Source organism: Gilliamella sp. HK2 (genome assembly GCF_001690265.1).
Classification (GTDB): domain Bacteria; phylum Pseudomonadota; class Gammaproteobacteria; order Enterobacterales; family Orbaceae; genus Gilliamella; species Gilliamella apicola_C.
In genome coordinates this window covers 1-3,295 of record NZ_LZGV01000089.1, presented here as the reverse complement: position 1 = coordinate 3,295, position 3,295 = coordinate 1, and the positions used below count along the sequence as shown (strand labels likewise).

Below are 3,295 nucleotides of genomic sequence, written 5' to 3'. Positions count from 1 at the left end.
CTAAGTTTCAGGATGATTCCGTGATTATTTCGGTGTTGAATACTGTCACAGACCGGCATTTACGCTGGGGTTTTCCTAAATGTTTTAATCGTATCAGAAAGCTCGGCTATCAATGGAATCATAAACTGGTATATCGGGTGTATTGTGAATTAAAGCTTAATCTCAGGGTAAAGCGTAAAAAACGCATTCCTCCACGATACCCAGAAAGGTTATTAGTCCCCAATAAACAAGGTGAATGTTGGTCAATGGATTTTATGAGTGATAGTAGCTGTAATCAACGTCGCTTTAGGACATTCAATGTCATCGATGACTTTAATCGTGAGGCGTTAGGTATTGATATTGCAGTAAGCTTACCGGCAGGGAGAGTTACCCGTTACTTAGATAAACTGGCTGAATATCATGGGTATCCATTAAAAATACGGGTCGATAATGGACCTGAATTTACAGGAAAAACCTTTACCAACTGGGCTAAATCACATGATATAACCATTGATTATATTCAGCCCGGTAGCCCATATCAAAATGGCTATATTGAACGATTTAATCGTACCTATCGCACTGAAGTGCTCGATTTATATCTTTTTAACAACTTAGCACAAGCAAGGAGAATAACTGAAGAATGGTTAACGGTTTATAACACCGAAAGACCGCATGAGGCATTAAATAACATGACACCGATTGAGTATAAAACACTAAAACAAGCAGCATGATTTTCTACGTGAGTTGTGTACTAAGTTTGGGGTATTTACACTATCTTTATAACTTTTAGCATATTGTCTTGCGGATTTTCAAACCAAATAATAGCTTGTTTATCATTGATCAGTGCTTCATAAATAATGGCTAAAAAACTACGCTTCTACATACCCTTGCTACGCTAATTGTTGATACCAATAAAAAACCTTATTATTATATTTTTTTATCAATATTCTGAGATAAAAGCAGATTAGCTAAAGAATATTGATCAATCTTATTGGCATTTTCAGGCTGTATAATTAAATTATTTTTGTTAGTATCAACAGTTAAAATATTTGAGCATGTAAAGGAAAATTTAAATAAAATAAAAATTTTTTGTTTTTAATTTTGTATATAAATTTTCTATTTGTTATTTTCATTATTCTATTTACTATTGCGATTCGTAATAAACATATCTCAAACATTCACCTTTAGAACAACCAAACGCTATCTGTTCTGTATTTTTCCCATAAATAAATGCTAGCCCCCCTAAATCAATACTATAACTTTTATTTATTCCATTAATTAATAATTCACCATTTATTTCGCACGTATAAACGTCAAAAGCACTTATTTGAGCTGAATTGATATATTTTTCTGCGGTCAAGAAAAAACGGGCTATATCTTTTTTTCCTAAGTTCCATTTATTACATAAATCGTTAAGATAATCGTCACTACCCTTCTTAATTACTTTTTTTATTGACAGTACTTTGATTTCATCGTGATTTATATAAGGTTCATTATGAACGTATTTCAAACACTCGCCTTTAGAACAACCAAAAACTATCTCTTCAGCGTTATCACCTTCATGAATAACTGCTACTCCACCTAAATCAATACTATATTCTTTTTTTATTCCATTAATTAATAATTCACCTTTTATGTTGCAATTATAAAAGTTAAACGAATTTATTTGATCTGAATCGATAGATTTCTTTGCAGTCAAGAAGAAACGGGTTATTTTCTTTTTGTCTAATTTCCATTTATTACATAAATCGTAAAGATGATCGTTGCGATCCATTTCTACCGCAACTACCTTTTCTAGCGATAATACTTTGATTTCATCACGATTATTGGCACTAGTAGTGACGGGGATCAATATTCCAATTGTCAGCAGGAGGATACAGATTTTTACCTTCTCCACTTGTTTTATAAGCAATGCACTGATGTTGATACAAGTCTTTATCATTTAAATTAAATTCCTTTTGTAAAAAAATAACTAAATTTCTAATTGATTCTAATTGTTGAAGTGTTGCATCATCCCATAACTTAGTTTTGTCGTCCCACCATGCTACAACTTCAATACCTATACTGTCTTGGTTATATGGATAACGTTCTGGATAATCTTTTTTTAATTCAGATAAATATTGTTCTCTTAAGGTTTTTGATTTATAGGTTGAATCACAATTTCCAGTCAGAGCACAACGAGGTCTAATCTTTCCTACATGATTAGCATATTTTTTCAAACTTACAACTTGATAAATTGTTCCATCCTTATCTATAACAAAATGTGCGCCAATATTGTCTTTATTCCAAGGTGATTTCCAAGTATTTTCAATAACATTAATTGCACTTCCTTTTGAAAATGTTCTATGCAAAACAATGGCATTGGGACCAATGATATTTCCTCTCTCCAATTTTTTAACTTGATATTGAGTAATACTATCACTACAAATAAATCCTTCATTATTTATATAAGTTTTTTTATTAATAAGACTCATAATTTGAACAGGATGAATAAACCACGCCCTACCATCAGCACTAAGCGTAGCAGGTGGTGCTGAGTCTGTTGGGGTGGTTGTGGTATTGGTTGTCTCGCCATTTTCTGGAGGCGTGTCTTGGGGTTGATTCAACTTAGCTAAGCCTTTAGCAACATCATCCCACCATAACATTTTCTTGATTTTCTCTTTGGTCTTTTCCCAAGCTGTCACTTGTTTTTCTAACTGTTTAAGCAAAAAATAGATGTCCAATTGCTCTTTACTGAGCTTTTCTGTTGGGCTGTCTATATAGTCTGCTGGAAAACGTGCTATGCTTCTTCTTAGCTCTTCTAATCCTTTTTTGACTGATTTCTGTTCATCTGCTGCTAGTGTGTTTACATAGATATCACATTTTGCTTCATCCGCTTCTTTTAAATACGTTAATACATTTTTAGCATTTTCCGTCAGCTCGCTGTTTAACGCTTCCCATTTCGGCATTTTGCTTTCAGCATCAATTTCACTATACCATTCGCTTTCGTAATTGATTAATAAGCGACTTAATGCCGTAAATAGCATCGGTTTATCTGCAATACCTTTAAAACTCGCTTCTTTTATACTGGTATATATTTTTGTTTCAATATGGTATTGCTTATCAAGAATAGATAATGTTTCTTTTATTGTTGGTTTATATTGCGATAATGAATGGTTGTCTTTATTACGTTTTAACGATTTGTCTGCGCCAAGGTAGAGTTCTTTTAATGTGGCCGTTTCTTTTATCTGCATAAAATCAAACCAATCCCAACAACTGACCCGCTTAGCACCTTCACCATTCACTAACACCCAACCACTTCTTTTTCGGTTTTTAT

Annotated in this window: 3 protein-coding genes; 1 reads left to right on the top strand and 2 read right to left on the bottom strand. The window is 33.0% G+C overall.

The features are described 5' to 3' along the window. Window positions 1–710: IS3 family transposase (locus tag A9G45_RS09540; protein WP_141673657.1), on the top strand; the 710-nt coding region annotated here is incomplete at its 5' end. Between the two features lie 413 nt (window positions 711–1,123). Here A9G45_RS09540 and A9G45_RS09535 read toward each other — a convergent pair. Further along, window positions 1,124–1,831: a hypothetical protein gene (locus A9G45_RS09535; protein WP_065566060.1), complete on the bottom strand. Its 708-nt coding sequence runs from the start codon at window positions 1,829–1,831 to the stop codon at window positions 1,124–1,126. Next, window positions 1,812–3,295, bottom strand: a 1,484-nt coding sequence (locus tag A9G45_RS09530) for a peptidoglycan recognition protein family protein (protein ID WP_065572397.1), incomplete at its 5' end; no start/stop codon positions are given. The genes A9G45_RS09535 and A9G45_RS09530, both read right to left, overlap by 20 nt.